Below are 25,447 nucleotides of genomic sequence, written 5' to 3'. Positions count from 1 at the left end.
CCAGGATCTTCATCGTTGCTGGTTTCTCTTTCGGTTGGGGAAAGCCGCGGCCTGAGGGCCGCGGCTGTTCATTTCTCGACGAAGGCGCGCTCGATCACGTAGTCCCCGCGCTCGCCCTGACGCGGGCTGATGCGGAAGCCGCGGGCATCGAGCAGCTTGCAGGTGTCGGCCAGCATCGCCGGGCTGCCGCAGATCATCGCCCGGTCGTGTGCTGCGTCGAGCGGCGGCAGGCCGAGATCGGCGCACAGCTTGCCGGAATCCAGCAGGTCGGTCAGCCGTCCCTGGTTGCGGAAGGGTTCGCGCGTCACCGTCGGGTAGTACAGCAGCTTTGCGCTGACCAGTTCGCCGAGGAATTCGTCCTGCGGCAGCTCGCGTTCGATGAAATCCACGTAGGCCAGCTCGTTGACCTGGCGCACGCCATGCACCAGCACTACGCGCTCGAAGCGTTCGTAGGTCTCCGGGTCGCGGATGATGCTGAGGAAAGGGGCGAGGCCGGTGCCGGTGGCGAGCAGGAACAGGTTGCGGCCGTCGTTGATGTCGTCGATCACCAGGGTGCCGACCGGTTTGCTGCCGACGATCAGTTCGTCGCCCGGGAGCAAGTGCTGCAGGCGCGAGGTGAGTGGGCCGTCGGGCACCTTGATGCTGAAGAATTCCAGGTGCTCGTCGTAGTTTGCGCTGGCGATGCTGTAGGCGCGCAGCAGCGGCCTGTTTTCGCCGGGCAGGCCGATCATGACGAAGTGGCCGTTGCGAAAGCGCAGGCTGGCGCTGCGCGAGGTGCGGAAACTGAACAGGGAGTCGTTCCAGTGATGGACGTGCAGCACGCGTTCGGTAGTGAGACTGCTCATGATGGCTTCCTTTTGATTCAGGCGCGTTCGTCGCCGAGTTCGCGCAGATAGGCCCAGGGATAGATGCCGCGGTCGTGGCCGTCGGCGAAGACCAGGTTGAGTCCCTTGTCTGCGACCGGCCGGATGTCGGCCAGCGCAGCTGGAGCTGCGGGTGCCTGCCCGCTGCGGCGGCGCTGGGTGCAGGCGGCGCAGCGGCACTGCTGGCGCAGCCTGCCGTGATGCAGCACGCTCGAAGCGCCGTCGCTCCATTCGATGACCAGCAGGCCGGAGCGACGCCTGTCGGTGATCTGCACCGGCAGGCAGGACGAGGTGGTGGTGGCGTTCATAACACCGCCCGCACGTCGTCCTGGCTGCCCAGATGCCAGTCCTGGCCCAGGCCGCCGTCCCTCAGTTCGCCGCCCATCGCGGCCAGGCTTTCCTCGCGGATGAGGGCCTTCAGCTGGCGGTGCAGCGCCATGAAGGTCGGCGATGCGGTCATCTCCGGCGTGCGCGGGCGGGGCAGCGGGATCGGAATCTCGGCCTTGATCCTGCCCGGGCGTGCGGTCATGACATAGACCTTGTCGGAGAGGAAGATCGACTCCTCGATGTCATGGGTGATGAAGAGCACCGACAGACGCAGCTGCTGCCACATGTTGGTGAGGATTTCCTGCATCACCACCCGTGTCTGGGCATCGAGCGCACCGAAGGGTTCGTCCATCAGCAGCACCTGCGGGCCGGTGGCGAGCGCACGGACGATGCCGACGCGCTGCTTCATGCCGCCGGAAAGCTGGTCCGGATAGTGGTTCTCGAAGGACAGCAGCCCCGCCAGCCCGAGCAGGGTGCGGGCCTTGGATTCACGCTCGGCTCGCCCCATGCCCTGCATCCTGAGTCCGAACTCGACGTTCTCGCGCACCTTCAGCCACGGGAACAAGGAGTACTGCTGGAACACGACTCCGCGCTCCGAGCCCGGCCCGTCGATCGGCTTGCCGTCTACCATCGCCTTGCCAGCACTCGGCTTCAGGAAGCCGGCGACGATGTTGAGCAACGTGGATTTTCCGCAGCCCGAAGGGCCGACCACCGAGACGAATTCGCCCGGTTCGACGTCCAGCGTGACTCCGCTCACCGCATCCAGTGCCGCACCGTTCTGCATGAAGCTGACGCGGATGTCGCGCAGGTCGATATGGCCCCTGGCCGGGCCTTTGCCGTCGCTTGCCATCATCCATTCTCCTTGTGGCCGGCCCGCTGCCAGGGCATCGCCAGCCTGGCCAGCAGGCGGATGCCGCCGCTGCACAGCAGGCCGAGAACGCCGATCACCAGCATGCCGATGACGATGTGGGGATACTCGATGAGGGAATAGGCTTCCCAGGTGAAATAGCCGACGCCGAACTGGCCGGAGATCATTTCGGCCGCGATCAGCGATACCCAGGCCACGCCCATGCCCACCGCCAGCCCGGTGAAGATGTGCGGCAGTGCGCCGGGCAGGATGACGCGGACCAGCAGCGCCAGTTCGCCCGCGCCCAGGCAGCGCGCCGCCCGGATCAGCACCGGGTCGACCGAGGCGACGCCGTGCAGGGTGTTGAGCAGGATCGGGAAGAAGGCGCCGATGAAGGTGATGAAGATGATGCTGGTCTCGGTGCTTGGCCACAGCATGATCGAGATCGGCACCCAGGCGATCGCCGGGATGGGCCGGAGTACTTCGAGGGCGGGAAACAGCAGCCCCTTCAGCACCGCGTAGCGCCCGCACAGCAGTCCCAGCACCACGCCGAGCGCGGTGGCGATGCAGAATCCTGACAGGATCCGCCCCACCGAGGTGCCGATGTTGGTCTGGAACTGGGTGCTGCCGACCAGGCCCATCAGCTCGGTGAACACCTCGCCCGGGCTCGGTACGTTGGTGAAGCGGATGTAGAAATCCCAGCGGTACTCGGTGCCGAGGTACCAGAAGCCGAGCAGCAGCGCGATCGACAGTACGCTCAGCGCCAAGGAGCCGAGCTGGGCGCGCAGCAGGCCGAGCAGCCGGGCGCCGGTGCCGGGCGGAAGGCCGGCTGGCGTCGGCGGCGCGCGGTGCAGATCGCGGCGTTTGATGAGCAGCGGCGGATTCATGCCTTCCTCCACCTTGTGCAGTTCTGCCGTGCGTGCCGTGGCGGCGTCGGCCTGGGGGCCGACGGCTCTCATCGGTATTGCGCTTGCCATGGCTCAACTCCCGACCAGCGCGAGCGCATCTTCGTAGCTGCCGACCCTGCCGCCGTTGGCGGCGGCATGGGCTTCGGCATCCTTCTTCAGCAGGAAGGCCAGTACCGCGGGCCGGCCATTGGCAGTCGCGAGGGCGTAGAAGGCCTTGTCGGCGAACAGCTTGATCCGGGTCGTGTGGTCGAAGACGTAGCTGGCGCTGATCTTGCGGCCTTCGCCGATGGCCTTGTTCACCGCCGCCAGCGTGCAGGCCGTCGATTTGTAGGCGGTGATGCCGGCGCCGTCGATCCACACTTCACCGGCTTCGCGCGGCTGTTCTATGTCGCCGCCGCACAGCGGGTCGGTGCCGCTGATCTCATAGTTGTCGAGACGGGCACGCTGCTGCTCGTAATCGAGGCCGAGTTCGGCATGGGCCTGGCGCAGGTAGCTTTCATCCACCCAGGCGTCGGCGTCGAAGTCCTTCACCCGGCCCATGCGCTGCAGTACGCCGTGGTCGTACTTGATCGTTTCGACCCACTTCGGCTTGATTGTCGGATCCAGCGTATGCACGCCGCCCGGGCCGAGGAAGATGTAGGCCACTTCCTTTTCCACCCGCGTCCATTGTTCGATCCGGGCCGCGGCCCCGGCCGGATCCTTGCGCACCCAGTCGTTGGCCTCGATCAGCGCCTTGATGTAGGCGACCACCACTTCAGGGTACTTGGCGGCGAAGTCCTCTCGCACCACCACGCCGTGGAAGGTCGGCACCCGGGTCTCGACGCCGTCGAAGATCTTGCGCGCGAAGCCGCGGTAGGGCAGCAGCTCGGCAAAGGGCACGAAATCGGCATGGCCGTCGATGCGCTTTTCCTGCAGGCTGGAGGTGCCGACTTCCGGGCTCTGGCTGGAAAGTTCGAAATCCTCGGGCTTCCAGCCGCGGTCCTCGAAGGCCTTCAGCAGCATGCCGTGGGCGGCGGAGCCGAAGGGCACCGACAGCTTCTTGCCCTTCAGGTCGGCCAGTTCGTAGTAGGGCGAGTCCTTGTGTACCACCACGCCGTTGCCGGCGCCGTCGGCGTTGTAGGCGATCAGCGCGACCAGCCGGCTGCTGGTGCCGTTGGCGTTCTGGAAGGTGGCGCCGTTCACCAGCAGCGGATAGTCCCCCATCATGCCGATCTGCAAGGTGTTGGCGACCATGCCGTTGGTGATCGGCGGGCCGGAGGTGAAGTTCTGCCACTGGATTCTGAACTCGATGTCCTGGTACTTGCCGGTCCTGGGCAGGTGTTTTTCGAGCAGGCCGAGTTCCTTCAGCACGATGCCGCCGGTCACGGTGTTGGTGGTCGTGTTCTGCGTGCCGATGCCGATGGTGAGGACTTCGGCCGCCGTGGGCAGCGCAAGGCAACAGCCCAGGGCGAGAGCGACGAGGCGGCCGGCGAGGCTTTTCCTGCCGGGTTGGGCAGTGATGCTGGAATGTGCAGTCATGATGTGCGTCCTTTTCCGGTGAATCCAGTGGGGAGGGGGCAGGTGGGAAGGCGGTGCTCAGACCGCAGCGCGCTCTTCGAGGTATTGGCGCTTGCTCTTCACTTCCGCCCAGGTTTCGGCTTCGGGCAATGGTTCGCGTGCTTCGGCGATCACCGGCCATTCGGCGGCGAGCCGGGCATTGATCTCGACGAACTCCATCTGATCGGGCGGCAGCTCCGAGGCGTCGTAGATGGCGCCGATCGGACATTCGGGCACGCACACGCCGCAGTCGATGCAGCCGTCGGGGTCTATGACGAGGAAGTTCGGCCCTTCATGGAAGCAATCGACCGGGCACACCGACACGCAGTCGGTGTATTTGCAGCGCACGCAGGCTTCGGTGACGACGAATGCCATGTCCGTTCTCCTTTCACTTGCGCGCCAGCTCGATCGCGGTCAGCGCCAGCCGGGACAGCTTGCGGACGTCGGGATCGGGGTCTTCGAGTGCCTTTTCCAGCGCCGGGATCGCCCGCGGGTCGGCGATCTCGCCGAGCGCGATGGCGGCTTCCTTGCGCAGGTTGCTGATCGTGTGCGACAGCGCCTCCACCAGCGCCGGCAGCCCGGCGGAGGCCTTCAGCACGCCGAGGCTGCGCGCGGCCTTGACTCGCACCTGCCAGTAGGTGTCGTTCATCGCCTTGACCAGATCGGGGATCGCCGGGCCGAGGCCGAGCTTGCCGATGGTCTGGGCGGCTTCGTCGCGCACCATCCAGGCGCTGTCGCCGAGCGCCCGGGTCAGCGCTGGCAGCACGCTGATCTCGGAGGTGTAGCCGAGCGCGCCGACGGCGATGCGGCGGACTTCGGCATCCGGGTCGTGGGCGGCGACTTCGGCCAGTTCGCCGACTGCCTCGGCACGGCGCAGGTAGCCGAGCACGCCCACCGCCTCGCGCCGGACGCCCGGATCGGGGTCGCGCAGCGCGGTGAGCGCGGGCTCGAAGGCGTCGATGACGCGCAGGGCCCGCACGGCACGGAAGGCCAGCATGCGCACCGCCGTGCCGTGTCCGCTCAAATAGGGCAGCAGGTGTTCGGCCGAGGCGCTGTGCTTCAGTTCGGCGAGCACTTCGCCGGCGGCGTCGCGCACGGCTTCGTCGGCGTCGAGCAGGCGGGCGGCGAGCGCGGCCACGACTTCCGGCTCCTCGAAGCCTTCGAGCGCGCGCACCGCTTCGGCGCGCACTTCGGCGACTTCATCGGTGAGGCGTGGCAGCAGCAGCGGCACGATGTCGTCCTCGTCGCTGTACGGCAGGTCGATCACTGCCAGGCGGCGCACTTCGGCGTCGGCGCTGGCGAGGCGTTCGGCCATCGGACTCAGGCTGATCGTCATCGTCCTCTCCTCAGCGCAGCAGGTAGGGGATGCTGACCTCGACCGCACCGGTGGGGCAGTCGGTCTCGCAAGGCAGGCAGTACCAGCATTCGTCGAACTGCATGAAGGCCTTCTTCTTCACCAGGTCGATGGCCAGTACGTCGAGCGGGCAGACGTCCACGCATACCGTGCAGCCTTTTTCGGCGATGCATTTGTCTTCATGGACTTTGACCGGTGCCTGGGTCAGGGTGGTGGCGATGCTCATGGCGGAATCCTCTGTTCTGTAGGGGTGTCGGGGAGGGGCGGCGGGTCAGGCGGCTTCGGCCTTGCGTTCGACGCGCAGGCGCTGGTAGGCGTCGCGTTCTTCGTCGTCGATCGGCACGATGTAGGGCTCGACCGCTTTCTTGGCCATCGTCATGCTGCCGTCGGCACCCTTGCTGAGCAGGGTGTGGCAGAACCAGTTGGCGTCGTCCCGCTCGGGGTGGTCGACGCAGTAGTGGTACAGGCCCCAGCGGCTTTCTGCGCGGAACATCGACGAACGCGCAGCCATCTCCGCGCAGTCGATGATCGACATCGCTTCCATCGCGCGCATCAGCTCGTGCGGGTTGGTCGCCAGCATGGCCTGGGCGTCCTCGCGCACCTCGTCGAAGCGGCGCAGGCCGATCTCGTACTTGCGCGTGATCTTCGGCGGCTGCAGGTAGTCGTTCACCAGGCGGCGGGTCTTGTACTCGATCTGGAACGGCGTCGGCCCTTCGCTGCGCTGCAGCGGCGCCGACACGCGCGCCTGCTCGGCCGCCACTGCGCCCTCGTCGATCGCCCTGTCCGCGACCGCGCCGCAATATTCGGCGGCGTTGTGGCCGCAGATGCGGCCATAGACGAAGGCGCCGAGCATGTAGTTGTGCGGCACGCTGGCACAGTCGCCGGCGGCGTACAGGCCGGGCACCGAAGTTTCGCCGCGGGCGTTGGTCCAGATGCCGGAAGCGCTGTGGCCGCTGCAGAAGCCGATCTCGGAGATGTGCATCTCGATCATCTGCTTGCGGTAGTCGTTGCCGCGCTTGTCATGGAAGCGGCCGCGGCTGGGGCGCTCGTTGGAGTGCAGGATGTGCTCGATCTCGCTGATGGTCTCTTCGGCGAGGTGGTCGAGCTTCAGGAACACCGGGCCGTTGCCGCTCTGCAGCTCGCGATGGAACTCCAGCATCATCTGGCCGCTCCAGTAGTCGCACTCGATGAAGCGCTCGCCCCTGGCGTTGGCGGTATAGCCGCCGAAGGGGCCGGTGACGTAGGCGCAGGCCGGGCCGTTGTAGTCCTTGATCAGCGGGTTGATCTGAAAGCATTCGAGGTTGGCCAGCGCCGCGCCGGCGTGATAGGCCATGGCGTGGCCGTCGCCGGAGTTGGTGGGGTTCTCGTAGGTGCCCATCAGGTAGCCCGAGGCCGGCAGGCCGATGCGTCCGGCCGCGCCGGTGGTGATGACCGCGGCCTTGCAGCGGATGACGTAGAAGTCGGCGGTACGGCAGTCGAAGCCCATCACGCCGCTCACTTCGCCGTTGGCGCCGGTCAGCAGGCGGGTGACGACGACGCGGTTGGTGATCTCCACCCGCGCGCGCTTCAACTGGCGGTAGAGGATCTTCTTCATGTGATGGCCTTCCGGCATCGGCAGCACGTAACTGCCGAGGTGGTGCACCTTGCGCACCGCGTAGTCGCCGGTTTCGTCCTTCTCGAATTTCACGCCCCAGCGGTCCAGCTCCTGGATCATGTCGAAGCTGTTGGCGGCATAGGCCATCACCGCTGCCTGGTCCACGATGCCGTCGTTGGCGATGGTGATTTCCTTGACGTATTGCTCGGGCGTGGCGTGGCCGGGGATGACGGCATTGTTGAGGCCGTCCATGCCCATCGAAATGGCGCCGCTGCGCTTGACGTGGGCCTTGTCGATCAGCAGGACCTTCAGCTTGGGATTCTTCTCCTTCGCCTTCACGGCTGCCATCGGGCCGCCGGTGCCGCCACCGATCACCACCAGGTCGAATTCCATGTCGATGCGTTTCATTGTTGCTTGCTCCTTGGGTAGGAAGTACGTCTTGCGGTGTTGATGAGACGGGTTCCCGTGGTGGGCACGGTCCTGCTGCCCGGCATCGGTTCCCGCGCTTTGTGCCGGCATCACATCCTCGTGCTGTCGGCGATGTTCATTCTGTTGTCCTGCGCCTGCGCCTGCGCCTGCGCCTGCGCCTGCGGCCGCCCGTCGGGGCGTGCACCTTACGCCGGCCCGGTTCGCTTCCGAACCAATATGAATTGAAATCGATTCCATTGCCGGGAGTAAGTCGGGCGCCCACGGCATTCGGCCTCAACTGCGGTCTATGCGCAGGCGATACTGGAAGGCATCGCCACGGTAATAGAGAAATTCGAAATCGACGGGTGTGTCGCCGGCATGCGTCATGCGCTCCATCCTCAGTAATGGCGCGCCTTCGGCGATGCCGAGCTGGCGGGCCAGAAACTCGTCGGCGCAGATGGCCTCGATCTGGAGATCGGCATGGGTGAGATCGAGCCCGTAATCGTTTTCGAGAATCATGAATATGTCGCGCGTGACCAGGTCTTCCTGGACGAGGCGACGTCCGATATCCAGCAGGAAATAGCTGACGTCCACCGAAATGGGCTCCCTGTTCAGATAGCGCAGGCGCTGTATTTCGAAAACGCGGCTTCCCGGCTTGAGCGAAAAGCGCTGGGCAACGGCAGGGCTGGCTTCGGTTTCGCGGGCGCTCAACAGCTTGGAACAGGTCTCGTAACCCGCTGGCGACATCGCTTCACCGAAGCCCTGCAGGCGGGAAAGGCTTTGAAAAACCTTGGGTTTTGCGACGAAGCTGCCCTTGCCTATGATCTTGAAGATCAATCCTTCCTTTTGCAGATCGCCCAATGCCTGGCGAATCGTTATCCGGCTCACGCCAAACGAACTCATCATCTGGCTTTCGGACGGAATCTGCGTATGCGGCGGCCATCGCCCATCGAGAATGTAGTGCCTCAGCGTTTCCCGGATCTGGGTATGGAGCGGAACCGGAGAAAGCGGCATCACGCTGTCCTTGGCCTGCTGACGGTTCTGACTGGGCTGCATGTTTCCGATTTGTGGCATATCGATCACCTGAATCGCTCAACTTGTCATGACAGGTTATATCTAGCAATTGCAATGCCAGTTTTCTGCGTTGCACAATAAAATATAAACAATTGATTTGAAAGATGTTTTTATTTTTTGCCGAGTATGCATCGCTGCACCGCACGAATGGTGCGCACTACTGCGGTGCGACACGCACCACATCAGTTCAAGACAATCGTGGAAACGAATCTGAAAAAACAGATCAGTGCTGAGGAAATGATGCGGAATCGAGTGCGGCAGACAGTTCTGCCATTGCCCTCGCGAACAGAACCAGGTGGTGGAGCAGGCGTCGTTCGATGTTCCGGTACAGCTTCACGCCAAACGAGCCGCCAATATGGAATAGGGGAAGCAGCACCGCGCCGAAGAGAAGGATCGAATCCGATATCAATCCTGACAGCAGCAGAAATGCACACGACGCTGGATAAAGCAGCGCAAAGAAGATGATGAAGCTGGCGCGCGCCCGCCAAGGCTCATGTCAAGCCTTTGACGCGGGAATTGTGGCGTCAGGCCTTGGCACCCCGGTTAGCAACGTGCGGCATCAATGTGCCGTGGGGCGGATGACTTGCTGCTGCCCGTCGCGGCGCCGACGCTCAGTGCGACAACCACTTCACCAGTCCGAAGCCGGCTACCAGCAGGTAGGACCACAGCAGCAGGGCCAGCACCCAGACTCTCGCCCCTGTCGCCCTGATGTCGGCGATACGGGTGAGCATGCCGAGTGCCGCCAGTCCGGTTGCCAGCAGCATATCGGCGACCAGGGCGCCAAGCTCGCGCAGGGATTCGGGTACGACCCCGCTGAGGTTGAGCAGCAGCACGGCGAGGAAAAGCCACAGGAAAACCGGCACCTCGACGCGTGCGCCGATGCCTTCCTGCCGTTGGTTGCCCTGCAGCGCGATCCACAGTACGGCGGGAGCCAACAGCATCACGCGCAGCATCTTCTCGACCAGCGCGGTGCTGGCCGCGTCGGGGCCGACCATCGCCGCAGCAGCGACGACATGCCCGAGTTCATGGACGGTGAGTCCGATCCACAGGCCGGAATCGGCGCCGGACAGGCCGGTCAGCGGCATCAGCAGCGGCATCAGGTACATCGCCAGCGTGCCGCAGATTACTACGGTGGCCACAGCCGATGCCACCTGCCGCGCACGCGCGCCCAGCACGCCGTCAGCCGCGGCGACAGCCGCCGCGCCGCAGATTGCGCTACCGGCGCCGATCAGCAGGGCAAGACCCGGCTCCAGTCCCAGGCGGCGGCCCAGCAGGCGCGCCAGCAACAGCGTCGAGGCGACAATGACGCAGGCCAGCGCCAGCCCTTGCCAGCCCACCGAGGACAAGTCGGCAAAACTCAGCTTGAGGCCGTATAGCACGATGCCGGCACGCATGATCACGCCGCGCGCCAGGCCCAGGCCGCTGCCGCCGGACTGCACCAGGCCCGGCCACAGGTTGCCGACTGCCATGCCGAGCACGATCGCCAGCGGCAGCCATCCCAGCCCATGGCTGGCCAGCGTGGGAAGCGTAGCCAACCCGGCGGCAGCGGCGGCGAGCGCAAAGCTGGTCAGAAGGCCGGTACGGGCTTCCGGGCGCAGGATGGCGGTCATTATCGTTTCCGGCTCTATGTTTAGTTTTGCTGGGCATAACGATAGAGCGGAGCCTAGAATTCTTGTAGAGAATGAAAGTTAACTTTGAATTCTTCAGGGTTATGCATGAACCTCCATCTGCTCAAGGTCTTCGTCCATGTGGCCGAAGAGAACAGCTTTTCGCGCGCGGCCGAAAAGCTCGGCATCAGCCAGCCGGCGGCGTCGAAATCGGTGCGTGAACTCGAATCCCAGCTCGATGTCGTCCTGCTGGAGCGCCGTGGGCGCTTCTTCGAGCCCACCGAAGCCGGTCAGGTCCTGCTGGAATACGGCCGTAGCCTGTTCGCGCTGGAGCGCGAAGCTGACGAAGCGCTGCGCGCATTCAACGGCCTCGGCCGCGGCCGCCTGCGTATCGGCGCGAGCACCACGATCGCCACCTACTGGCTACCGTCTTTCCTGCGCCGCTTCCATGAGTGCCATCCGGGCGTCAGGCTGCAGGTCGTGGCTGCCAACACCCGCCAGATCGCCGCCCGCCTGCTCGATTGCCAGGTGGATGTGGCCCTGGTCGAGGGCCGGATCGACGATGCGCGGGTAGAGGTGCGCCTGTGGCGCAGCGAGGAGATGATCGTGATCTCACCGCGCGGGGCGCCGCTGGCGGCTGTTGGCGATGAGGCCGGGCTTTGCGGACTGCAGGCGACATGGATCATGCGGGAGCGAGGCTCTGGCAGCCGCGACGCCACCGAGGCGCTGCTGCGCCGGATGGGAGTGGAAGCCGGGGAGATCATCGAGGTGGGCAGCAACGAAGCCATCGTGCAGGCGGTGGCTGCCGGCATCGGCTTCGGCGTGGTGCCGAGAATCTGTGCGCGCGACGCACTTGCGCTCGGCCGCGTCCGCCGCCACGTCCCCGTCAGCGGCCCGATCGAGCGCCTGCTCTACCGCCTGCGCCTGCCGCACCGCCCGGTCAGCCCCGCGGCGCTGGCTTTCGAGGCACTGCTGGCGACACCGGAGTCGGCCGAGGGGTGACCGGGATCAGCCATTCAGAACGTCAGCGTCCGCCATGCCGGGTCGAGCGTGCGACCGATGAAGGCGGCGGCGCCGGCCTGGCCGCAGACTTCGGTGCGCAGGCCTTCCGGTGCCACGCCGTGCGCCTGCATCGCGGCGGGGCAGGCGTACAGGCGGGTGCCGTAGCGGACGGCTTCGTGCAGGAAGTGGGACAGCGGCGGCAGGCCGCTGCCCTGCCCGCCCGGATACAGCGTTTCGGCAACGCCAGGCAGCAGCAGGCGGACCGAGCGGGCGGTGAAGTACATCTCGACTTCGGCGTCCATCGCCGCGGCGGCGGCGGCGAAATGGAAAGGCGTGGCGCACAGCTGCGGGCTGTCCGGGTCGGCGGCCCAGACGAGGATGGCAAGGTGTGCGCTCATCCGTGCAGGCCCTTCGCGCCTTCGCCCAGCAAGGGCGCCTGAAAGCCCTGCAGGTCGTCGAAGCGCCACAGGTCCATCTGCACAGTGATGCCGGCACGGGCTTCTTCCCAGCTCAGCAAGTGGCTGGTCGCATCTGCCGGCGCGATGCGTAGCCGCACCAGCCAGGCGGCGTAGGCATCGGTGTTCATCAGCGCGGCGGAGTGCGACAGGGCGTCGTTGCCTTCGACCAGCGTGGCGTCGACCGGCGTTTTCACCGGGAACACGGTCTTGCCTGCTTCGAGCAGGCCGAAGGCGCGCCCGGCGGTCAGCGTGCGTCTGGCCGGCTTGGGCGTGAACAGCAGAATCTCGCCGGCGATGGCGACGCCGAAAGGCGTCACGCCGACGCGCCAGACATCGTCCGCCTCGGCGGCAAACCACAGGTGGTTCGCCGGGTCGTAGCGGAGGTCTTCCGGAAAGCGGCAGCCGCGAAGTTCAGCCATGGCGCGTCGTCGAGAAGGATGGCAGAAGAGGTATGGCGGAAGAGAATGGGAGTCGAACCCACCTGGGACCGGCTGACGGCCCCACCTGGTTTTGAAGACCAGTCGCCCCACCGGGGAACGCCTCTCTTCCATCGGAGCGGGGATTGTAGCCCGCTAGGTGTCCTCGGTGACAGGCGGCTCGCCGCGCAGGATGTGGGCGCGCTGGCTGCCTTCGCCGACGCGGCGGGTGAAGCCGACGCGGTCGAAGAACTCGAGGATCTGGATGGCGCGCTTGCGGCCGCCGCCGATGCGGTCGCGGAAGCCGGCGGCGCGGATGCGGCCGTCGTTGCCGGCGGCCAGTTCGCGGACGATGCCGACCATCTGCGTGACGGTCGCGCGTGGGTAGAACAGGTCGCGGACGATCTGGAACACTTCGCCGCGCATCGCCATGCGGCGCAGCAGGCGGCGGACTTCGGCCTCTTCCATGTTGCAGCTCGCGGCGAGATCGCGCACCCAGGGCGGATCGAAGGCGCCGTCGGCCAGGCGCAGCAGGATTGCGTCGGCGCGCAGCCGTTCGGCGGGCGAAAGCTCGGCGGTATGCGTCGGCAGGTGCCAGGCCGAGCCGGCGCGGCGCAGGCGCTCGTCGGCCAGCAGGCTTTCGAGGCGGGCGAGGAAGACGGCCGGCGGCAGTTGCGGTGCGCACATCCGGCGCAGGCGTTCGCGCTCCACGCCCGGTTCGTCGGCAAAAGCTTCATGGTGCGCTGCCAGGCGGGCGAGGATGCGCTCGGCCAGCGCATCCCAGGCCGCGGGCGAGAACAGCCGGGTGCCGCCCTTGGCCGCGACCACCTGCACCTCGGGCAGGCGCTGCTGCCAGGACGGCGCATCGGTGCCGTGCAGGTTGTGGGCCGCGGCCAGTTCGTCGGCATCGGCACCGAGGGCGGCGGCGTCGACCAGCGCGCGCAGGCGGACGTCGACATCACGATGTTCGAGCGCTGCCAGCAGGGCCAGGCGTTCCGGCCGGCGGCGGTGTCGCGCGGGCGGGAAGGGGTCGAGCACGGCGCCGCCGCCCAGTGTCTCGCGGCCGGCGGCGTCGCGGATCACGATGCGGTCGCCGCAGCAGGCGAACAGCGGCCGGTCGAGCACCGCCTGTACCAGGCCGCTGCTGCCTCCGGTCAGGCCGCCCGCCTCCAGCGCGCCATCGAGCAGCACCAGCCGTGCCATCGCGTGGCCACCGGCATGGTGGAGCGTCACGCCTGCCCATTGCCCCAGCTTGCGCCGCAGCTCCGGCAACAGATGCAGGCGCAGGTCGAGGCGATCGGTGGCGCGCACCGGGCCGGGCGACAGCAGCCAGTCGCCGCGCTCGATGTCGCGGTATTCGATGCCGGCCAGGTTCACCGCGCAGCGGCTGCCCGGATCGCCGACGTCGGCCTTGCGGTTGTTGACGTGCAGCCCGCGCACCCGCAGTTCGCGGACCTCGCCGCCCGGCCGCGCCAGCAGCACGGTGTCACCCACTCGCAGCCGGCCGGCATGCACGGTGCCGGTCACCACCGCGCCTGCACCGGCAATGGCAAAGCGGCGGTCCACCACCAGGCGCAGGCCACCCTGCACGCTGCGCGCGCCCTCCTCCGCGGCGATCGCGTCGAGATGGGCGCGCAGCGCCGCCACGCCCTCCCCGCTCTGCGCCGACAGCGCGAACACCGGCGCTGCCGCCAGCCGGGTCGGCGCCAGCAGCGCCGCTACTTCGTCCCGCACCGCCTCGATGCGTTCCGGCGGCACGCGGTCGCACTTGGTGACTGCCACCGCCCCACGGCCGATGCCGAGCAGATGGACGATGGCGAGATGCTCGCGCGTCTGCGGCATCACGCCGTCGTCGGCCGCCACCACCAGCAGCGCGAAGTCGATGCCGCTGGCGCCCGCCAGCATCGTCGGCACGAACTTCTCGTGCCCCGGCACGTCGATGAAAGCCAGCGTCCGCCCCTCGCCATCGCCCGCCAGCGGCGCATAGGCATAGCCCAGTTCGATGGTGATGCCGCGCTGCTTCTCCTCCGGCAGGCGGTCGGTGTCCACGCCGGTCAGCGCGCGGACGAGCGTGGTCTTGCCGTGGTCGATGTGGCCGGCGGTGCCGATGAGCATGGGGAGGTTTCCTGTGTCGTCCTGATGTGATCATCGCCGCTCAAGACCCGAGGGCCACAGGATGATCGACCCGCGAGCCAGAGCCGATTCAAAGCCCGCTTTAAAATGATTGGCAACCAGTAAAGCCGGCTTCAATATCCCGGTTTTGCTGGATGTTCGCAGGATGGTCGGTCTTGCTCAAGAATTCAGTACCTCGGCACAGAATGCTGCGGGCGTCAGGATACGTGTGCGGCCCAGGTGGCCAAGCTGCAACAGGCCGGCTCGGCGATTAGCGGTCGAGTGCTTCGCCAAGCATGGCGGCAAGTTCCGCCTCACCGATGTCGGCATTGGCCTGCTTGGCTTCTTCCGCACTCAGTTCGAGGATGTGTGCCCGTACTGCTTCCTCGATGAAGCGGGACAAGTCCCCCTTGCGTCCGCCGCCTTGGCTTGGCAAGGAACATTCGCAGTGCCTGGTCGGTTTCGGCGGATACCGCCACGTTCCAGCGTGTGGTCGTCACCGGGTGCTCCAGAAGGTGAGTGCTTATGTGTTTATACGCCCACTTTGTCGCGCATGCCATTTCCGATACGAGTGGAAATGCGGGAATGGCCATCGGAGCCAGCCAGCGGTGCATAGGCATGACCCAGTCTGATGCCGCGCTGCTTCTCCTCCGGCAGGCGGTCGGTATCCACGCCGTCGTGATCTTCGTTACAGAAGAGAAGCAATCATCCGCCGAACAGTATGCTGACCGCCTGTTTGGCAATATCCTCGATTGGGAAAGTCCAACCGACCACTTTGCTCAGGACCGCATGCTTAACGCCCAAGAAAATGGAGAAGAACTCCATCTCTTCCACCGTAAGCGCCATCACACGGACTTCACCTACTGCGGTCGGCTGAAAGTATTAAGCCATGTTCTCCGGGCTGACCGGCCGAGTCATTTCCAGTTCCAAGTCCTATGAACATCATGGCTAACAATTCCCCAAGAGACTTCCCGTCAACTGTTTTCTGCAGACAGCAGCCGTTGATCATGCGCGCATCTTCTTCTCCTGCTGATCACGCCTGGGGGTGACCGTTTCTGGACTGCCGGCATCGCGATGGACAAGGACAGAACAGACTGCCTTTCCCCAGTCGGCCTTGTTCGGCGCGTGCGCGCCGGGGCCATGCGACTAACCGCTCCGGTTGGCCTCAATCATGGTCAGCTTGTGGACGAGCGTAGTCTTGCCGTGGTCGATGTGGCCGGCGGTGCCGATCAGCATGGCGGAAGCTCCAGATGTGCGTGTTGGCGATAACGGATAGGGTTTAGTGCGCCCTTGGCGTGGAGGCCTGTGAAAGTGTGGAGGGTGGGCGGTCGTTGACGGATACATCCTCAATTCTTACTATTGGCTAAAAAGTAAGGAGATTGGGATGTCCGAAGCCACTTTGACCAGCAAAGGCCAGATCACCATTCCCGCCGATATCCGGCGCTCCCTGGGCGTCGGCGCACAGGATCGCATCACGTTTACGCTGATGCCTGATGGCACGGTGGTCTTGAGGGCCAAGACCAGGTCCGTTCAGGCGCTCAGGGGCATGTTGAAGCCTGCGCCCGGTGTCAGTGTTGCCGTCGAAGACATGAATCCGGGCAAGCCCTGATGGGAGCACTCGATACCAACGTGCTGGTGCGCTGGCTGGTCGTGGATGACGCGGGACAGGCCGAGGCCGTGGCGTCGATGTTCGACGAGTATTTGCGGGACAGAGCGCGATTGTTCGTGCCCGTCACGGTCGTCCTGGAACTCGAATGGGTGCTTCGCGCCTGCTACGGCTTCGACAAGGCGTCCGTGCTCGCTGCGCTGGATGCCTTGCTGGGAGTGGAAGAAATTGAGTTCCAGCACGAATCCGCAGTCGAGGTCGCGCTGTGGCATTACCGCCCCGGTGGGGCGCCGGATTTTGCCGACTGCGTGCATCTGGCTTTGGTCAGCGAGTCCGCGCGTGGCCCGCTGCTGAGCTTCGACAGGAGGACCGCGAAGCTGGACGGGGTACGCCGTCCGTCTTGATGGGGAGAACAATGAAACCGGCGAGGCCGTACTTCTTCAGGAAGTCTGGCCTCGCCGGTGTTGCCGGGTCCGGATCAGCCGAACATGTCCGCGTAAATCCCCCGCGCCCACTCGAAGTCCTCGCCGACGGTTTCCGGCTTGCGTTCGTTGAAGTCGATCTGGGTCTGCTCGATGATGCCCATCGCATTGACCTTGTAGTCGAACTTCACCGAGATGGCTTCCTGCGGCTGGGTGCTGACCATCATGAAACACAGGTTGTCGGGCAGGCGGTAGCCCGGTTCGCGCTCGGCCTCGCGCTCGGCGATGTAGTGGGCGACGATGCGCGCGTGCTGGTTGGCGACGTGGCCGGCCTTGGGATAGAAGGAGAACTGCGGCGACACGTAGCCGACCGCGTCGCCGATCACGTACACGTCCTTGTCGTCCTCGGCATGCAGGAACAGCGGATCGACCGCGGCCCAGCCGTCCGGCCCGCCCTGGAAGGACTGGCCGACCACGCCGGCTCTCCAGGCCAGGTCGCCGGCCTGGTGTGGCGCCATCAGGATGGCGTGGTCGAAGTCGAAATCGCCGGCGGCGGTCTTGATGCGCTTGTTGAACGGGTCGACTTCCTTGACGTGGGCGTTCGGCACGTAGGTGACGATGTCCTTGTACAGCTCCTGGAAGGCGGCCTTGAAGCCGGGGCCGATGGGGCGCACGTCGTCCTTGTGGTCGAGGATGATGATCCGGGCATTGAGCTTCTTGGCCTTGAACAGCGAGGCGATCAGGCAGGCGCGCTCGTAGGGGCTGGGCGGGCAGCGCTGCGGCGGCGGCGGCAGGGTCATCACCAGGTCGCCGCCCTTGAAGTCGTGGATGGCCTGCTTGAGGTGGAAGTGCTCGGCGCTGGGGATGTAGGCCGCCGGGAAGCGCGCGCGGGTGGCTTCGGCCGCGCGGCGGTCGTTGCCGAACCAGGCTTCGTAGTTGTAGCGGATGCCGGGCGACAGGATCAGGTAGTCGTAGTCCAGCGCGCCCGCGGCAGTGACGACGCGCTTGGTGCCGCGCTCGATTTCGAGGATCTCGGTCTGGATGAAGCGGTAGCCGAGTTCCTCGGACACCTTCAGGTAGTCCTTGGTCAGGTACTGGGTGTCGACGACGTCCACCAGCCACTTGTTGCTCATCGGGCAGGAGAAGAAGTTCTGGTTGCGCTCCAGCAGCACCACTTCCAGGTGCGGTACCTGCTGGCGCAGGTATCGGGCGGCGGTAATGCCGCCCCAGCCGCCACCGCAGATGACCACCCGGCGCGCCTTGCCGCGCGGGAGCAGGGTTTCGCTGCTGCGGCCGACCAGCGGCGGCAGCGGGCGTTCGGTGCCTGCGCGCGGCACTGCCTGGGCCAGGCCGGGCGCTGCCAGCGCGGCGATGCCGCCGCTCGCCGCCAGGAAGCGGCGGCGTGAAGCATTGTGTCGATCAGTCATGGTGTTTCTCCCGATGATGGTTCAGCCGCTCCGGTGCGGGATGCCGCCGGGGCTTGATCGGCCGGGCGCGAAGGCCCGGCCTTGGGGTGGCGACCCGTGTCGCCGTACCGGACGGCCGATGTTCAGATCGGCCTGCATGTGTCCGGTCGCGCGGGCGGCATGGCTGCCGTCCGTGCGAATTCGTCGAAGCGATGCCGATCCGCGTGCCGGCTGCTTCAGTGCGCTTGCTGCGTGGTTCAGCGCGGCCTGGCCGCGAGTTCGTGGAGCTGGGCCGCGAAGCCGGCTTCGTCAGCCTGCCGCAGGCAGCGCAGGTCCAGCCACAAGGCCTGGTCGGCGATGTGGCCGATGACCGGCACCGGCAGCCCGCGCAAAGCTTTTTCCAGCCGGTTCAGCACGCCGCCCTTCCTGTGCGGGCGGCACACCAGGCCGGCGGACGGCAGGCGGTCGACCGGCAGGCTGCCGGAGCCGATCTGCGAGCGCATCGGCTCCACGCTCACCGTCAGCGGCCAGTCCGCCAGCGCGGCGGCCAGCGCCGGGCGCAGGCGTTCGGCCTGGGCGAGGATGTCGGCCTGGCTGCGGGTCAGCAGGCGCAGGGTTTCGAGCCGCTCGGGCAGGCGCTCGGGGTCGCGGTACAGGCGCAGCACCGCTTCCAGCCCGGCGAGCGTGATCTTGCCCACGCGCAGCGCGCGCTTGAGCGGGTTCTTCTTGAGCTTCGCGATCAGCTCCTTGCGGCCGACCAGGATGCCGGCCTGCGGGCCGCCGAGCAGCTTGTCGCCGGAGAAGCTGACGAGGTCGGCGCCGGCGGCGATGGCTTCGCGCGGCGTCGGCTCGTGCGGCAGCCCCCAGGCTTCGAGGCCGGTCAGCGTGCCCGAACCCAGGTCCTCGACGAAGGGCAGGCCGCGGGCATGGGCGATGGCGGCGATTTCGGCCTGCGTCACCGACTTGGTGAAGCCCTCGATCGCGTAATTGCTGGTGTGCACCTTCATCAGCAGCGCGGTGCGCGGGCCGATGGCGTCCTCGTAATCGCGCGCGTGGCTGCGGTTGGTGCAGCCGATCTCGACCAGCCGCGCGCCGGCCCGCTTCATGATGTCGGGTATGCGGAAGGCGCCGCCGATCTCGACCAGTTCGCCGCGCGAGACGACGACTTCCTTGCGCTGGGCCAGCGTGTTCAGCAGCAGGAATACCGCCGCGGCGTTGTTGTTGACCACGGTGGCGGCCTCGCCGCCGGTCAGCTCGGCGAGCAGGTCGGACACGAGGTCGTCGCGGTCGCCGCGGCCGCCGGAGTCGATGTCGTATTCCAGCGCGCAGGGGTGGCGGGCGGCCTCGACCATCGCCGCGATGGCTCCCTCGGGCAGGGTTGCGCGGCCCAGGTTGGTGTGCAGCACGGTGCCGGTGAGGTTGAATACCTGGCGCAGCCGGGGCTGGCTGTCGCGGGCGATGCGCTGGCGGATTGCGTCGATCAGCGCAGGGAGTGCCGGCAGAGCTGCTGGTGTGCTGCCGTTCCTGGCCGCCCCGCGCACCGCGGCAAGTTCGCTGCGGATGGCTTCGGTGACGAACTGGCGGCCGTGGGCGGAAATTTCAGCGGTGATCGAGGGCTCGGCGAGCAGGCGGTCGACCGCGGGAAGGGAGGCGAGTGGGGATGTCGTCATGGCCTGGGCCCGAACCGGGCAACGAGGTCTATCGAAGATTGAAGCGTAGTCGATTCCGGGTTTCTTGGGTCGCACCGGCGGCCGGTGCTTCTGTCGGGTGATGGGCCGGCATTGCCGGCCCCGAACATCGTTGCCGTGCTCAGCCGTCCGCCCGGGATTCGGTGACGCCGCCCGGAATGAAAAGTGGATTCGGCCCGCTGCGCAAGTAGCCGGCTTCATCGACCAGGATGTCCAGTGCCAGCGTGGCGAGGTCGTCCGCCACCGGGTCGGCGCTCGCGTCCTTGTCGCGCAGCACCTGCTTCAGGTAGCTGTGGCAGTCGTCGCAGACTTCGGCGCGCACGGTGTCGCGGGTGGTGCCGCCCTCGGCTTCGAGCACGCGGTACGACACCTTGTCGGTTTCGCCGCAACTGCTGCAGTTGGCGCGCACCAGGTTCCATTCGGTGCTGCACAGCGAACAGTGCAGGTAGCGTGCGCCGGCGTATTGCCCGGCCTGGATCACGCTGGCCACCGGCAGGCTGCCGCAGCAGGGGCAGACGCCGGGCACGTCGAGCCGGGCCAGGCCGGCCAGCGCGGGCTGCGCGGCCATCCAGGCCCAGTACACCTGCAGCGCGGCGGCGATGAAGGGCAGGCGGGCGCTGTGCGCCGGGTCGTATTCGGTGCGCAGCACGCCGTCGGCCAGGCGTTCGAGTTCGGCCTCGCCGATCGCCGGCAGGCCGGCCAGTACCGGGCGCAGTACGTCGGGCGCATGCGGCAGCAGGCCGTCGGCCAGGGCGGCGAGATGCTGGCGCCAGACCCGGTCGCGCCGCCAGCCGTTGGCTGGCAGCACCGGCATGCCGTGCTCGCGCGCCCGTATGCGTTCGGCCTCGGATGGCAGGGGCACGGCCGGGTGGCTTTGCAGCAGCTCATGCTGGATGCGGCTCAGGCGGGCGAGAAAGGCCAGCCAGTCGCCCGAAGCGTGGCCGTCGGCCAGGCGTTCGAAGCGCGCGGCGCGGTCGGCGAACAGGCTTGCCGCCACGGGCTGCAGCACCGCGGGCGCTTCGAGCCCCTGCTGCAGATTGGCGCCAGTGGCGGTTTGGGGCAGGTTCATGTGCTTCCTCACAAGGCGCGGCGGGCGGGGCCCGGTCAAACCGGACGCCGCCCGCCGTGGGTCGGGGACAGGGCCGTTCAGTCCTTGCCCGTCATCTGGCGGTACCAGCCACGGTGGTGCTGCTTGGCCCAGGCACGGGTCACGGTGCCGTAGAGCATGGCGCGGATGGTGCCGCGCGTCCAGATCGCGGCATACACGTGCACGAAGATCAGGCCGATCATGAACGCGGCGGCGGCGGCATGCACCACCACCGCGGCGCGCACCAGCCCGACCGGGAAGTCGAACTGGCTGCGCCACATCACCACGCCCGAGACCGTGATCAGCACCATGCATAGCGTCAGCAGCCAGAACAGCAGCTTCTGGCCGCCGTTGTACTTGCCTTGCTCGGGCATGTCGTGGTCGTTGCCGTCCACCATCTTGCCGACCTTGGACAGCCAGTCCCAGTCCTTCCCGCCCATCAGGTTGAGGCTGGCGAAGCGGAAGAACATGATGACGAAGAACACCGCCATCACCACGCCGATCCAGGGGTGCAGGATGCGTGCCCAGGTGCCGCCGCCGAACAGGTTGACCAGTGGGAACAGCGCGGGGTGGAAGAAGGCCAGGCCGGACAGCGCGAGCAGGATGAAGCAGATGCCCACGATCCAGTGGTTGGCGCGCTCGGAGGCGTTGTAACGCTGCAGGTCACGCGGATTGCGGATCATTTTGCGTCCTCCTTTTCCATTTCCGCTTCGAGCTCCTTGGAGACCTCGTTCGGACCCTTCATGACGTAATGGAACAGGCTGCCGATGGCCGTGGCGCCCAGCGCGAGCAGGGCGAGCGGCTTGGCGACGCCCTTCCACAGCGCCACCGCCGGGCTGATCTGCGGGTTCTCCGGCAGGTCGGCGTACAGCGTCGGCTTGTCCGCATGGTGCAGCACGTACATGACGTGGGTGCCGCCGACGCCTTGCGGATCGTAGAGGCCGGCGTTCTGGTAGCCGCGATCCTTGAGGTCGTCGATGCGCGCCTCGGCGTAATGCACCATGTCCTCCTTGGCGCCGAACCTGATCGCGCCGGTCGGACAGGCCTTGGCACAGGCCGGTGCCTGGCCGACCGCGACGCGGTCGGAGCACAGCGAGCACTTGTAGGCCTTGTTGTCCGTCTTCGACAGCCGCGGGATGTCGAACGGACAGCCGGTGATGCAGTAGCCGCAGCCGATGCAGTTCTCCTGGTGGAAATCGACGATGCCGTTGGAGTACTGGATGATGGCGCCCGGCGAGGGACAGGCCTTCAGGCAGCCGGGGTCGGCGCAGTGCATGCAGCCGTCCTTGCGGATGAGCCATTCGAGCCTGCCGTTCTCCTCGACTTCGGTGAAGCGCATCAGCGTCCACGTCTTGTCGTCGAGATCCTGCGGGTTGTCGTAGATGCCGACGTTGTTGCCCACTTCCGGGCGGATGTCGTTCCACTCCATGCATGCCGCCTGGCAGGCCTTGCAGCCGATGCAGGCGGACACGTCGATGAGCTTGGCGACTTCGGTGGTTTCGCGCACCTTGGGCGTCTCGGTGGTGGTCGCCGAGCGCCGCGCGATGTCGAGCGATTGCAGTGCCATGTCACGCCTCCTGACGGGCCGTCCCGAAGGAGGCGTAGCCCCCTCGGGGGGCAACGAACACAGTGAGTGTGGGGGTACTCATCTCTGCCTCCCTCATGCCTTCTCGATGTCCACCAGGAACGCCTTGTACTCCGGCGTCTGGCTGTTGGCGTCGCCCACGAACGGCGTCAGGGTGTTGGTGATGTAGCCCGGTTTGGTCTCACCCTTGAAGCCGTAGTGCAGCGGGATGCCCACCGTATGGATCTTGCGGCCCTCCACCGTCAGCACCGGAATGCGCCGGGTCACCACCGCCACGGCCTTGATGTGGCCGCGGTTGGAGCGCACGGTGACGACGTCGCCCTTGCGGATGCCCTTCTCGGCGGCCAGTTCCTCGGAAATCTCGACGAAGTGCTCCGGCTGGAGGATCGCGTTGATCTTCGAGGTCTTGGTCCAGAAGTGGAAGTGCTCGGCCAGGCGGTAGGTGGTGGCGACGTAGGGGAACTCGTCGGCCTTGCCGAACAGCTCCATGTCGCCCTGGTACACCCGTGCCGCCGGGTTGCTGGCCACCGCGGGCACGTCCGGATGCATCGGGTTCTTGCCCAATGGCGTCTCGAACGGCTCGTAGTGCTCCGGGAAGGGCCCTTCCACCATGCCGGGCGCGAACAGGCGGGCAACGCCCTCGCCGGTCATGATGAAGGCGCCGACGCCCTCTTCCGGTGCCGCGTTGGGCCGCATGTCGGGCACGTCGTTGCCGCCCCAGGCCTTGCCGTTCCAGTGGATGAGGTTGCGGCTCGGGTCCCACGGCTTGCCGTTGGCGTCGCAGGAGGCGCGGTTGTACAGGATGCGGCGGTTGGCCGGCCAGGCGAAGCCCCAGTTGAGAGACTGGCCGAGGCCGGTCGGATCGCTGTTGTCGCGCCGCGCGGTGAGGTTGCCGGCCTGCGACCACATGCCCGAATACAGCCAGTTCCCGCAGGCGGTGGAGCCGTCGGCACGCAGCACGGCGAAGCCCGCGACCTGTTCGCCGGCCTTCACCGTGACCTTGCCGCTGGCGTCGGCCAGGTCGCTGACCGCGTAGCCGCTGATCTCGCGCGCCAGCTCTTCCGCGGACGGATGGGTGGCGATGCGGTAGGGCCAATGCAGCTTCATCAACTGCTCGGGGAAGGCGCCGCCCTCGCTGGCGTACATCGCCCGCAGCCGGGTGAACAGCTGGCCGAGGATTTCGGTGTCCTCGCGCGTCTCGCCGGGGCCGTCGGCCGACTTCCAGTGCCACTGGATGACGCGGCTGGAGTTGGTGAAGCTGCCCTCGTGCTCGGCGAACAGCGCCGCCGGCAGGCGGAACACCTCGGTCTGGATCTGCGCCGGGTCGACCTTGTTCAACTCGCCGTGGTTCTTCCAGAACTCGGAAGTGTCGGTGGCCAGCGGGTCGATCACCACCAGGTACTTCAGCTTGGACAGCGCAGCCGAGACCTTGGCCTTGTTGGCGACCGAGGCCAGCGGGTTGAAGCCCTGGCAGGCGAAGCCGTTCATGCGGCCCTGGTGCATGCGTTCGAACATCGCCAGCACGTCGTAGGCGGTGTCCTGCTTGGGCAGCCAGTCGTAGCCGAAGCTGTTGCCGGCGGTGGCGTTCGGGCCGTAGAAGGCCTTCAGCAGGCTGACGAAGAACTTGGAGTAGTTGCTCCAGTAGTTCATCTGCCCCGGGCGCAGCATCTTCGGTGTGCGCTTGGCGATGAAGCTCTCCAGCGTCGGCTCGGCGTCGGTCGGCTCGTGCAGATAGCCCGGCAGGCTCTCGCCGAACAGGCACATGTCGGTGATGCCCTGCACGTTGGCGTGCCCGCGCAGTGCGTTGATGCCGCCGCCGGCCATGCCCATGTTGCCGAGCAGCAGCTGGATCATCGCCATCGTGCGGATGTTCTGCGAACCCACCGAGTGCTGCGTCCAGCCCAGCGCGTACAGGATGGTCATCGTGCGATCGGGCGCCGAGCATTCGGCGATCATCCCGCACACCTTCAGGAAGGCATCCTTCGGCGTGCCGGTGATGCGGCTGACGGTGTCGGCGTCGTAGCGGGCGAAGTGCTTCTTCATCAGCTGGAAGACGCAGTTCGGGTCCTGCAGCGTCGGGTCCACCCTGGCGTAGCCGTCCTCGCCCATCTGGTAGCTCCAGGTGGACTTGTCGTAGTTGCGCTTGTCGGCGTTGTAGCCGCTGAACAGGCCGTCCTCGAAACCGAAGTCGGGGTTGATCAGGAAAGGCGCATTGGTGTGCGTCTTCACGTACTCGTGCTGGATCTTGTCGTTTTCCAGCAGGTAGTGGATGACGCCCGACAGGAAGGCGATGTCCGAGCCCGCGCGGATCGGCGCGTAATAGTCGGACACGGCCGCGGAGCGGGTGAAGCGGGGGTCGACGACGACCAGCCTGGCCTTGCGGCCCTGCTTCGCTTCCTGCACCCACTTGAAGCCGCAGATGTGGGCCTCGGCGGCGTTGCCACCCATGATCAGGACGAGGTCGGCATTCTTGATGTCGACCCAGTGGTTGGTCATCGAGCCGCGCCCGAAGGTCGGAGCCAGACTGGCTACCGTGGGAGCGTGTCAGATGCGTGCCTGGGTGTCGAATGCAACCGCGCCAAGGCCGCGCAAGACCTTGTGGGTGAGGTATCCCGGTTCGTTGGAGGCAGCGGAACTGGCGAGGAAACCGAAGGTGTTCCAGCGGTTGACCGTCAGGCCGGCTTCGTTCTTCTCGATGAAGTTGGCATCGCGGTCGGCCTTCATGTGCTTGGCGATGCGGTCGAAGGCTTCGTCCCAGGAAATGCGCTTCCACTCGTTGCTGCCGGGTTCGCGCACTTCGGGGTGGGTCAGGCGCAGCGGGCTGTGGACCATGTCCAGCAGGCCGGCGCCCTTCGGACAGAGGCTGCCCCGGTTGACCGGATTGTCCGGGTCGCCCTCGATGTGGAAAATCCGCGCCTTGGCGTTCTTCGACTTGTCGCCCATCGAGTAGACCAGCGTTCCACAGGATACGGAACAGTATGGACAGATGCTGCGTGTTTCAGTGGCGTGCGCGAGCTTGTACTGACGAACCTCGGCCAGTGCTGCGGTGGGCGCGAAACCCATCGTGGCCAGGCTCGATCCCGTCATGCCCGCCGCGCAGACCTTGAAGAATCCGCGTCTCGAGACGTTCATGGCTCCCTCCATCTT

Annotated in this window: 25 protein-coding genes, 1 tRNA gene and 1 pseudogene; 4 read left to right on the top strand and 23 right to left on the bottom strand. The window is 66.4% G+C overall.

Annotated features, from left to right (window positions below; translation table 11 throughout):
• Window positions 1-68: 68 nt before the first annotated feature.
• The 11 genes from TBU01S_RS13970 to TBU01S_RS13920 form a co-directional block, all read right to left on the bottom strand.
• Window positions 69-845, bottom strand: coding sequence for a ferredoxin--NADP reductase (locus TBU01S_RS13970; protein ID WP_068637235.1), 777 nt, complete (start codon window positions 843-845; stop codon window positions 69-71).
• Window positions 846-862: 17 nt separating this feature from the next.
• Window positions 863-1,171, bottom strand: a complete 309-nt coding sequence (locus tag TBU01S_RS13965; RefSeq protein ID WP_068637234.1) for a DUF971 domain-containing protein — start codon at window positions 1,169-1,171, stop codon at window positions 863-865.
• Entirely contained in the window at window positions 1,168-2,043 is an 876-nt protein-coding gene (locus TBU01S_RS13960) for an ABC transporter ATP-binding protein (RefSeq protein ID WP_068637233.1), read from the bottom strand. Before TBU01S_RS13960 ends, TBU01S_RS13965 begins: the two co-directional genes overlap by 4 nt.
• On the bottom strand, window positions 2,040-3,014 hold the full coding sequence (locus tag TBU01S_RS13955; protein WP_217999622.1) for an ABC transporter permease: 975 nt from the start codon (window positions 3,012-3,014) through the stop codon (window positions 2,040-2,042). Before TBU01S_RS13955 ends, TBU01S_RS13960 begins: the two co-directional genes overlap by 4 nt.
• Before the next feature lie 3 nt (window positions 3,015-3,017).
• Entirely contained in the window at window positions 3,018-4,463 is a 1,446-nt protein-coding gene (locus TBU01S_RS13950; RefSeq protein WP_068637232.1) for an ABC transporter substrate-binding protein, read from the bottom strand.
• 57 nt (window positions 4,464-4,520) lie between these two features.
• Window positions 4,521-4,856: a ferredoxin FdxA gene (gene fdxA / locus TBU01S_RS13945; RefSeq protein ID WP_068637231.1), complete on the bottom strand. Its 336-nt coding sequence runs from the start codon at window positions 4,854-4,856 to the stop codon at window positions 4,521-4,523.
• Between the two features lie 13 nt (window positions 4,857-4,869).
• The gene (locus TBU01S_RS13940) at window positions 4,870-5,817 is read right to left on the bottom strand and encodes a HEAT repeat domain-containing protein (protein ID WP_068637230.1); all 948 of its coding nucleotides are present in this window, start codon (window positions 5,815-5,817) and stop codon (window positions 4,870-4,872) included.
• A 10-nt stretch (window positions 5,818-5,827) separates the two neighbouring features.
• Window positions 5,828-6,061 carry a 4Fe-4S dicluster domain-containing protein gene (locus tag TBU01S_RS13935; protein ID WP_068637229.1) on the bottom strand — a complete coding sequence of 78 codons (234 nt, stop codon included), beginning with the start codon at window positions 6,059-6,061 and terminating at the stop codon, window positions 5,828-5,830.
• Between the two features lie 45 nt (window positions 6,062-6,106).
• Window positions 6,107-7,837 carry a fumarate reductase/succinate dehydrogenase flavoprotein subunit gene (locus TBU01S_RS13930; RefSeq protein ID WP_068637228.1) on the bottom strand — a complete coding sequence of 577 codons (1,731 nt, stop codon included), beginning with the start codon at window positions 7,835-7,837 and terminating at the stop codon, window positions 6,107-6,109.
• A gap of 294 nt (window positions 7,838-8,131) precedes the next feature.
• On the bottom strand, window positions 8,132-8,911 hold the full coding sequence (locus tag TBU01S_RS13925) for a GntR family transcriptional regulator (RefSeq protein WP_088178882.1): 780 nt from the start codon (window positions 8,909-8,911) through the stop codon (window positions 8,132-8,134).
• Between the two features lie 611 nt (window positions 8,912-9,522).
• Window positions 9,523-10,521, bottom strand: coding sequence for a YeiH family protein (locus tag TBU01S_RS13920; RefSeq protein WP_068637227.1), 999 nt, complete (start codon window positions 10,519-10,521; stop codon window positions 9,523-9,525).
• Between the two features lie 105 nt (window positions 10,522-10,626).
• Between TBU01S_RS13920 and TBU01S_RS13915 the strand changes: the two genes are divergently transcribed.
• Window positions 10,627-11,520 carry a LysR substrate-binding domain-containing protein gene (locus TBU01S_RS13915; RefSeq protein ID WP_068637226.1) on the top strand — a complete coding sequence of 298 codons (894 nt, stop codon included), beginning with the start codon at window positions 10,627-10,629 and terminating at the stop codon, window positions 11,518-11,520.
• A gap of 14 nt (window positions 11,521-11,534) precedes the next feature.
• On the opposite strand, the gene TBU01S_RS13910 is transcribed toward TBU01S_RS13915, so the two are convergent.
• From TBU01S_RS13910 to TBU01S_RS25235, 6 genes and pseudogenes are all read right to left on the bottom strand, one after another.
• Window positions 11,535-11,918 carry a DsrE family protein gene (locus TBU01S_RS13910; protein ID WP_068637225.1) on the bottom strand — a complete coding sequence of 128 codons (384 nt, stop codon included), beginning with the start codon at window positions 11,916-11,918 and terminating at the stop codon, window positions 11,535-11,537.
• Entirely contained in the window at window positions 11,915-12,397 is a 483-nt protein-coding gene (locus TBU01S_RS13905) for a glycine cleavage system protein H (RefSeq protein ID WP_068637224.1), read from the bottom strand. The genes TBU01S_RS13910 and TBU01S_RS13905 overlap by 4 nt, the downstream gene beginning before the upstream one ends.
• Before the next feature lie 33 nt (window positions 12,398-12,430).
• Window positions 12,431-12,527 (bottom strand) — tRNA-Sec (locus TBU01S_RS23935).
• A 23-nt stretch (window positions 12,528-12,550) separates the two neighbouring features.
• The gene (gene selB, locus TBU01S_RS13900) at window positions 12,551-14,509 is read right to left on the bottom strand and encodes a selenocysteine-specific translation elongation factor (protein ID WP_068637223.1); all 1,959 of its coding nucleotides are present in this window, start codon (window positions 14,507-14,509) and stop codon (window positions 12,551-12,553) included.
• Between the two features lie 268 nt (window positions 14,510-14,777).
• On the bottom strand, window positions 14,778-14,909 hold the full coding sequence (locus TBU01S_RS25240) for a ribbon-helix-helix domain-containing protein (protein ID WP_439654551.1): 132 nt from the start codon (window positions 14,907-14,909) through the stop codon (window positions 14,778-14,780).
• Window positions 14,910-14,967: 58 nt separating this feature from the next.
• Window positions 14,968-15,066 (bottom strand): annotated as a pseudogene (locus TBU01S_RS25235) (hypothetical protein); the annotation flags it as partial.
• Between the two features lie 25 nt (window positions 15,067-15,091).
• Here TBU01S_RS25235 and TBU01S_RS13890 point away from each other — a divergent pair.
• The 3 genes from TBU01S_RS13890 to TBU01S_RS13880 all read left to right on the top strand — a co-directional run bounded on the left by TBU01S_RS13890 (window position 15,092) and on the right by TBU01S_RS13880 (window position 16,516).
• Complete coding sequence (locus tag TBU01S_RS13890; protein ID WP_068637222.1) at window positions 15,092-15,445, top strand: hypothetical protein; 354 nt, start codon at window positions 15,092-15,094, stop codon at window positions 15,443-15,445.
• Window positions 15,446-15,890: 445 nt separating this feature from the next.
• Complete coding sequence (locus tag TBU01S_RS13885) at window positions 15,891-16,115, top strand: AbrB/MazE/SpoVT family DNA-binding domain-containing protein (protein WP_068637221.1); 225 nt, start codon at window positions 15,891-15,893, stop codon at window positions 16,113-16,115.
• The gene (locus TBU01S_RS13880) at window positions 16,115-16,516 is read left to right on the top strand and encodes a type II toxin-antitoxin system VapC family toxin (RefSeq protein ID WP_068637220.1); all 402 of its coding nucleotides are present in this window, start codon (window positions 16,115-16,117) and stop codon (window positions 16,514-16,516) included. Before TBU01S_RS13885 ends, TBU01S_RS13880 begins: the two co-directional genes overlap by 1 nt.
• A gap of 74 nt (window positions 16,517-16,590) precedes the next feature.
• On the opposite strand, the gene TBU01S_RS13875 is transcribed toward TBU01S_RS13880, so the two are convergent.
• From TBU01S_RS13875 to fdnG, 6 genes are all read right to left on the bottom strand, one after another.
• Window positions 16,591-17,961: an FAD-dependent oxidoreductase gene (locus tag TBU01S_RS13875; RefSeq protein ID WP_068637219.1), complete on the bottom strand. Its 1,371-nt coding sequence runs from the start codon at window positions 17,959-17,961 to the stop codon at window positions 16,591-16,593.
• A 236-nt stretch (window positions 17,962-18,197) separates the two neighbouring features.
• Window positions 18,198-19,610, bottom strand: coding sequence for an L-seryl-tRNA(Sec) selenium transferase (gene selA, locus TBU01S_RS13870; RefSeq protein WP_068637218.1), 1,413 nt, complete (start codon window positions 19,608-19,610; stop codon window positions 18,198-18,200).
• 139 nt (window positions 19,611-19,749) lie between these two features.
• Complete coding sequence (gene fdhE, locus TBU01S_RS13865) at window positions 19,750-20,697, bottom strand: formate dehydrogenase accessory protein FdhE (RefSeq protein WP_068637217.1); 948 nt, start codon at window positions 20,695-20,697, stop codon at window positions 19,750-19,752.
• A gap of 77 nt (window positions 20,698-20,774) precedes the next feature.
• A complete protein-coding gene (locus TBU01S_RS13860; RefSeq protein ID WP_068637216.1) occupies window positions 20,775-21,398 on the bottom strand; it encodes a formate dehydrogenase subunit gamma in 624 nt (207 codons plus the stop codon).
• Window positions 21,395-22,282, bottom strand: a complete 888-nt coding sequence (gene fdxH, locus TBU01S_RS13855) for a formate dehydrogenase subunit beta (protein WP_068637215.1) — start codon at window positions 22,280-22,282, stop codon at window positions 21,395-21,397. The genes TBU01S_RS13860 and fdxH overlap by 4 nt, the downstream gene beginning before the upstream one ends.
• Before the next feature lie 93 nt (window positions 22,283-22,375).
• The gene (gene fdnG, locus TBU01S_RS13850; protein ID WP_157659148.1) at window positions 22,376-25,432 is read right to left on the bottom strand and encodes a formate dehydrogenase-N subunit alpha; all 3,057 of its coding nucleotides are present in this window, start codon (window positions 25,430-25,432) and stop codon (window positions 22,376-22,378) included.
• Window positions 25,433-25,447 lie beyond the last annotated feature (15 nt).

This window comes from Thauera butanivorans NBRC 103042 (genome assembly GCF_001591165.1).
In the GTDB taxonomy this organism is placed as follows: domain Bacteria; phylum Pseudomonadota; class Gammaproteobacteria; order Burkholderiales; family Rhodocyclaceae; genus Thauera; species Thauera butanivorans.
Note: the sequence above shows the minus strand (reverse complement) of the source record. Positions and strands in the feature narration are given on the sequence as shown.